The sequence below is a fragment of the Deinococcus pimensis DSM 21231 genome (genome assembly GCF_000519345.1).
GTDB classification, from domain to species: Bacteria; Deinococcota; Deinococci; order Deinococcales; family Deinococcaceae; genus Deinococcus_A; species Deinococcus_A pimensis.
The window spans coordinates 55,294-62,033 of sequence record NZ_KI912640.1; the positions used below are offsets into that span (position 1 = coordinate 55,294).

Genomic DNA, 6,740 nt, shown 5'->3' on the forward strand with positions numbered 1-6,740 from the left:
GCGCCGCCTGGGAGGGCGGCACGCGGGCCAGCGGCCTGTTCGCCGCGTCCGACGAGATGGCCGTCGGCGCGATCGTCGCCCTGCGCGACCTCGGGCTCCGCGTGCCCGAGGACGTCTCCGTCGTCGGGTTCGACGGCCTTCCCGACCTGCCCTCGGCGGGCAGACAGTGGACGGGCCGCCTCACCACCGTCGCGCAGGACATCGAGAGCGTCGCCACGCGCGCCCTCGAACTGGTGCTCGAAGCGCTCGCGGGTCGCCCGCCGCGCGGCGAGTTCGTCCCCGTCCGCTTCGTCGTCGGAGACACGACGGCACCCCCCGGAGGAACCCCATGAACAAGGCTCTGCTTCTCGGTCTGTCCCTGCTCGCCCTCGGCGCCACCGCCGGCGCGCAGAACGTCACCATCAAGATCAACGGGTACGCCGGGCAGGACCCCGCGATCGTCAGCGACCTCATCAACCGCTTCGTGAAGCCGCAGGTCGCCAAGGACGGCATCACCGTCACGTACGAGCCCCTCCAGGGCGACTACAACCAGCAGCTCACCAACCTGCTCTCCGCCGGGAACGCCGGCGACGTGTTCTACCTGCCCGGCGAGACCGTGCAGCCCTTCGTCGCGACGGGCCGCATCCTGCCCCTCAACGGCCTCGTGGACAGCAAGGCCTTCCTCTCCAACCTCAACAAGACCTTCACGGTGGGCGGCAAGCTCTACGGCATCGCCAAGGACTTCAACACCCTCTCGCTCGTCTACAACAAGGACCTCTTCGACGAGGCCAAGGTCGCGTACCCCAACGCGAACGACACCTGGACGACCCTCGCGACGAAGCTCCGGAGCGTCCGCAAGGCCCTCGGCAACGACTACTACGGCGCCTGTTTCGTGCCCGACTACGCCCGCATGGGCGCCTTCGCGCTCGCGAACGGCTGGCAGCCCTTCGACGCGCAGGGCCGCACCAACGTCCAGGACCCCAAGTTCAAGGCCGCGTTCGACTGGTACACCGGCCTCGCCAAGGACAAGACCGTCGTGCAACCCAGCGATCTCAGCACCGACTGGGGCGGCGGCTGCTTCGGCAAGGGCAACACCGCCATCGCCATCGAGGGCAACTGGATCACGGGCTTCCTGCGTGACAACGCCCCCAACCTGAACTACGGCACCGCGCCCCTGCCCAAGGCCACGAGCGGCAAGCGCGGCAACTTCCTCTACACCGTCGGCTGGGCCATCAACGCCCGCACCAAGAACAAGGCCGCCGCCGTGAAGGTCCTCAACGCCCTCACGAGCGCGCAGGCCCAGCAGTACATCCTGGAGCGCGGCCTCGCCATCCCCAGCCGCACCGCCCTCCAGACCAACGCCTTCTTCAAGAAGACCACCCCCGAGGCGCAGAACGCCAGTGTCGTCTTCCGCGGCGCCAGCGACGGCAACGTCGTCACGTACACCGCCGGGCGCTACAACCTCGGCGAGTGGACCCGCCCCATCAACGAGGCCCTCGCCTCCGTCCTGAGCGGCAAGAGCACCTCCGCGGCGGCCCTGCAGAAAGCGCAGGCCGACCTCAACACCCTCCAGAAGCGCTGATGAACCCCGTCGCGCGGCCCCCGGCCGCGTGAAGGCCCCATCATCCCGGTCGAGGGGCGCCCGCCCCTCGACCGGTCTTCTCGCGGGACATGACGCGGCCCGCGAATCTCCGGAGAGGACCTCATGAACACTCAACGCCGCCAGGAGATCACGACCGCCCTGATCTTCCTGGCGCCATTCCTGGTGACGCTCGCGGTGTTCTTCGTGTACGCCTTCGTGCGCGCCCTGTACTTCAGCTTCACCGACTACAACCTCTTCAACGACCCGACCCTCGTCGGGATCAAGAACTACACCGACATCGTCGCGGACAGCCTCTTCACCACCGCGCTCGCGAACACGCTGCTCTTCGCGTTCATCACGACCTTCCTGCAGACGGTGTTCGCGCTGATCGTCGCGAACATCCTCAACCAGAAGATCCGCGGCCTCGCCTTCTTCCGCACCGCGTGGTACATGCCCAGCATCACGTCCAGCGCCGTCATCGGCCTGATCTTCCTGTGGCTGCTCCAGCGGCGCGGCATCTTCAACTACCTGCTCACGCAGTTCCTCGCGTACGCGCCCGTCATCGGCACGCTCGCGCTCGTCCTCGTCGCCGCGCAGGTCGTGCAGGTCCTGATCGAGCGGGCCCGCAGGCTGCCCGCCTCGTGGTTCGACCCGGCCCTCGCGAGCGTCAGCGCCCTCGTCGCGATCGCCCTGACGTGGCTGCTCACGAGCCTCGGCGTCGTCGGCGTCCGTGACGTCCCGCCCGTCGACATCTCCTACTACGCCACCACCGCGAGGATCGGCGGGGTGCTGCCCGTGCCGCTCGCCACGATCATCGCGCAGAACACCTTCACGACCGTTCCCACCCTGATGCTGTTCTTCCTCGCGGGCCTCCAGAACATCCCGCGCGCCCTGTACGAGGCCGCCGAGATCGACGGCGCCACGAAGGTCCAGCAGTTCACGCGCGTCACCGTGCCGATGCTGCGCCCCGTGACCTTCTACGTCATCACGACCGGCCTGATCGGCACGCTGCAGATGTTCGACCAGGTCGCCATCATCGGCGCGGCCGCGCCGCTCGCGCAGCGCATCACCCTCGCGTACTACGTGTACAGCCGCGCCTTCGCCGGAGGCGTCAGCGAGGTGGGCCTCGCGACCGCCGCCGCCATCGTCCTCGCCGTCATCACGCTCATCATCGTGCTGCTCCAGCGCCGCTTCTTCGTCGCCGACGAGGCGCAGACCTGAGGAGGGGAGACCCATGAGCATCGCCAAGGACACCCCCCGTCCGCCCGCCCGGCGCGGCGACGTCGACGACCGCTGGATCGCGCGGCGCCGCTGGGCCCGCGCGGGCTGGACGTACCTGTTCATGCTGCTGCTGTCCTTCCTGTTCCTCGGGCCCTTCCTGATGGGCACCCTGTCGAGCCTCAAGGACGACCCGAACGAGTACCCGCCCCGCATCGTGTTCCCGCAGATCAACCCCGCCAACATCTCCACCGCGTACCGCCTCGGCGTCGCGGGCGGCGGCGGCGGCTGGAGCGGCGGGCTGACGCCCGGCGCGGACATCGACTTCAGCTTCCGCGTCCGTCAGCCCGGCGGCGCGAACGAGATCCCGAGGGTCTCGGTGCCCGCCCGCCGTCCCGGCGCGGGCCTCGGCGCGGTCCGCTCGCGCGCCCTCGCCAACGAGTACGTGCAGGTGGACGGCCCGACCGTCGTGCGCCGCGAGGGCGACGTCGTCACGTACCGCGTGAAGGTCACCTACCCGCGCCTCACCCGCCAGCAGGGCGAGCGGGTGTTCGCCACGCTGCCCGACGAGCAGAGCGGCGCGGACTTCACCGCGACCGTCGGCGGGCAGCCCGTGAAGATCACGCTGGACACGCCCGAGGCGCAGCAGGTGCAGTACACGCTCGGCAGCAATCCGCAGCAGCCCGTGGAACTCGTCCGTTCCGGGGACCGCTACTACCTCGCCGGGCCCCTCATCGAACGCACGCCCCTCGACGTGAACCTCGCGCGCGGCCAGACCTTCGAGGGCGCGGACCTCCCCGCGAGCGACGTGCAGAACTTCGGTCGGGCGCAGTCGTTCCGCAACATCACGCCCGGCATCCTCGGCTACACCTTCAACAACTACCAGCGCGCCTTCCGCGAGAGCGTCGACGCCGACAGCGGTCAGAGCCTCTTCCTGCGCTGGACGCTGAACTCCTTCGCGATCGCCATCACCAAGGCGCTCGCCGCGATCCTCTTCGCGAGCCTCGCCGGGTACGCCCTCGCGCGCTTCGACTTCCCCGGCAAGAACCTGCTGTTCCTGCTGGTGCTGTTCGTGCAGATGGTGCCGCTGCAGGTGACGTTCATCAGCAACTACCTCGTGCTGGAGCGCCTGAACCTGCTCAACATCTGGGGGTTGCTGCTCTCCACCGGCATCGGCGCGGCCGCCGTGTTCCTGATGAAGCAGTTCTTCGAGGGTCTGCCGCGCGAGCTGGAGGAGGCCGCCGCGCTCGACGGCGCCACGCCCTTCCAGACCTTCTGGCGCGTCATGCTGCCCCAGGCGGGCCCCGCGCTGGGCGCGCTGACCATCACGACCTTCCAGGGCGCGTGGAACGACTTCTTCTGGCCGCTGGTGCTGCTCAAGGGCAACCTGAACCTCACGTTGCCGATCGGTATGCTGTCCTTCCGCGAGGCGTACGGCGCGGCGGGCGACTACGGCCTGATCCTCGCGGGCGCCGTGCTGAGCGCGCTCCCGGTGATCGTGCTGTTCATCGTGTTCCAGCGGTACTTCGTGGAGAGCCAGACGGGAAGCGCGGTCAAAGGCTGAACAGGTTGTGGAGACACGTCGACGCCCCAGGCTCAAGCGAGGGGCCGTCCCCGCCATGAGTGCAGAGACGCGTGGACGGCCCTGGCATGAGCACCGGACCGCTCCGGTGCGTACGACGGCAGCCATGAGTGCAGAGACGCGTGAGCGCCCCTGGCATGAGCACCGGACCGCTCCGGTGCGTACGACGGCAGAGCGTACGACGCCAAAGCTGGATGCCCACCCCTCACACTCCCGCGGCCAAAACGCCGATAGCCCCTCCTGACGGACGCTCCTTTTGGACCCCAAGCCCTCTCTTCCGGCCGCCCCTGAGCGGCCGACGACTGACAGCTGATGGCTGAACGCTGATCGCTGAACTTCCGGAGTTTCACATGCTGAGTTCCCGTGGTGTCCTGAAAGAAAACGAACTCTACTGGGTGGGTGACGGCCAGTACGTCGTCACCGAGGGCGAGGCGGGCCTGTACCGCCGCGACACCCGCTTCCTGTCGCTGTACGAGTGGCAGCTCGACGGCGAGCGCCCCCAGCCGCTCGTGCAGCACCTGCGCTACCCGTGGTGGCTGCACGAGGTGAGCGGCAACGCGAACCTCGGCTACACCATGCACACGGGCCTGGAGCGCGACCTCACGCTGACGGGCGCGGCGCTGCACGACCGCGTGCGCGTCACGCGCTACCGCGACGTCGCACGTGAGCTGCGGCTGCGGCTCGCGGCGGACTTCAAGGACATGTTCGAGGTGCGCGGCTGGCCCGCCCAGCCTCCGCGTGACGTGCGGGTCACCTCCGGTGAGGGCCGCGTGGAATTCACGTACACCGCTCAGGACGGCCTCGTCGTGCGCGCGCTCGTGGAGACGAGCCCACCCGCCCGCTGGGACGGCGAGGCGCTCGTGTGGGACGTGACGGGCGACCTCGACGTGAGCGTCACCGTGCACGCCCTGCAGGGGGACGAGTCGCCGCGCGAGGCGGACGTCGCGGCGATCGAGCAGGATTACGCGCGCTGGACGCCCGCCACGACGCTCGCGGACGCCCGCGACACGGAGGTGCTGACGCGCAGCCTGCAGGACCTGCGTTCGCTGCTGTTCTGGACGCCGCAGGGGCCCTTCCCGGCGGCGGGCATCCCGTGGTTCGTGGCGCCCTTCGGGCGCGACAGCCTGATCATGGCGCACCTGCTGCTCCCGCACCATCCGGAGGTGGCGCTGGGCGTCGCGCGCTACCTCGCGGCGCGTCAGGGGGTGAAGCACGACGACGTGACGCTGGAGGAGCCCGGCAAGATCCTGCACGAGGAACGCAACGGCGAACTGACCCGCACGGGCCGCACGCAGCACCGCCCGTACTACGGCACGGTGGACGCGACGCCCCTGTTCGTGTGGCTGTGCGGCGAGCTCGCGAAGCGCGACCCCGCCGTGGGCGCGGAGCTCGCCCCGCACTGGCAGGCGGCCCTCACGTGGATGGAGACGATCGGCGACGCGGACGGCGACCTGCTGCTGGAGTACACGCCCGACGAGGACGGCATCCGCAACCAGGTGTGGAAGGACAGCGGCGACAGCACCTTCTTCGAGACGGGTGAGGACGCCGAGGGGCACATCGCGGTGGTGGAGGTGCAGGGCTACGCGTACGCCGCGTACCTCGCGGGCGCGGACCTGTACGAGGCGGCAGGGGACGCCGGGCGCGCGGCGCACTACCGCGACCTCGCCGGGCGCCTCCGCGCGGTCTTCCACGAGAAGTTCTGGTGGCCGGAGCGCGGCACGTACGTGCACGGCCTCGGCGGCGACAAGCGGCCCATGCGGGTGCTGGTGTCGAACGCGCCGCACACCCTCTGGACGGGCATCGTCCCGGAGGAGCACGCGGCGTCCGTGACGGCGGTCGCCCTCTCTGAGGAACTCTGGACGGGCTGGGGCATCCGCACGCTCGGCGCGCGCGAGCCGCGCTACAACCCCGTCTCGTACCACAACGGCAGCGTGTGGCCGCACGACACGGCCCTCGCGGCGCTCGGCATGGCCCGCTACGGCCTCACCGAGGAGGCGGGCCGCGTGGCGCGCGCCCTGTACGACGCGGCGCGCTGGGCGGCGGACGCGCGCCTGCCGGAGCTCTTCGCGGGCTTCGAGCGTGAGGACGGCCCGCCCGTACCGTACCCGGCGGCCTGCCACCCGCAGGGCTGGGACGCGGTGCTGCCCGTGGCGCTCGCGCACCTGCTGCCCGCGCAGGAGGCGGCGCGCGCGGCGGCGGACTGACCTCCTAGGACCCCCCGGGGCCCTGCGGGGCGGCCTTTCCGGACGGGAGGGCCGCCCTGCGCTCGTGCAGTCCGGCAGCCTGCCGCAGGGTCGCGGCGAGCCACACGGCGGCCTGCCCGCGCGTGATGACGGCCTCCCCGGACGCGTCGAGGTCGGGCAGGTCGGGCGTGAAGCC

Annotated in this window: 5 protein-coding genes; all 5 read left to right on the forward strand. The window is 70.3% G+C overall.

Features of this window, described 5'->3' with window-relative positions; all coding sequences use genetic code 11:
- On the forward strand, positions 1–332 hold a 332-nt coding region (locus DEIPI_RS39520; RefSeq protein ID WP_169737079.1), incomplete at its 5' end, for a substrate-binding domain-containing protein.
- Positions 329–1,561 (forward strand): ABC transporter substrate-binding protein, encoded by a 1,233-nt coding sequence (locus DEIPI_RS0111010; RefSeq protein ID WP_027481853.1) that lies wholly within the window; start codon positions 329–331, stop codon positions 1,559–1,561. The genes DEIPI_RS39520 and DEIPI_RS0111010, both read left to right, overlap by 4 nt.
- 123 nt (positions 1,562–1,684) lie before the next feature.
- A complete protein-coding gene (locus tag DEIPI_RS0111015; RefSeq protein WP_027481812.1) occupies positions 1,685–2,782 on the forward strand; it encodes a carbohydrate ABC transporter permease in 1,098 nt (365 codons plus the stop codon).
- Positions 2,783–2,795: 13 nt separating this feature from the next.
- Positions 2,796–4,343 carry a carbohydrate ABC transporter permease gene (locus DEIPI_RS0111020; protein ID WP_027481813.1) on the forward strand — a complete coding sequence of 516 codons (1,548 nt, stop codon included), beginning with the start codon at positions 2,796–2,798 and terminating at the stop codon, positions 4,341–4,343.
- A gap of 368 nt (positions 4,344–4,711) precedes the next feature.
- Entirely contained in the window at positions 4,712–6,565 is a 1,854-nt protein-coding gene (locus DEIPI_RS30325; RefSeq protein WP_045234114.1) for an amylo-alpha-1,6-glucosidase, read from the forward strand.
- Positions 6,566–6,740: the final 175 nt, after the last annotated feature.

What these genes read in the sequence shown, in the direction of transcription:
- DEIPI_RS0111010 (WP_027481853.1), top strand. Translation starts at nt 329, where the DNA reads ATGAACAAGGCTCTGCTTCTCGGTCTGTCCCTGCTCGCCCTCGGCGCC.
- DEIPI_RS0111015 (WP_027481812.1), top strand. Translation starts at nt 1,685, where the DNA reads ATGAACACTCAACGCCGCCAGGAGATCACGACCGCCCTGATCTTCCTG.
- DEIPI_RS0111020 (WP_027481813.1), top strand. Translation starts at nt 2,796, where the DNA reads ATGAGCATCGCCAAGGACACCCCCCGTCCGCCCGCCCGGCGCGGCGAC.
- DEIPI_RS30325 (WP_045234114.1), top strand. Translation starts at nt 4,712, where the DNA reads ATGCTGAGTTCCCGTGGTGTCCTGAAAGAAAACGAACTCTACTGGGTG.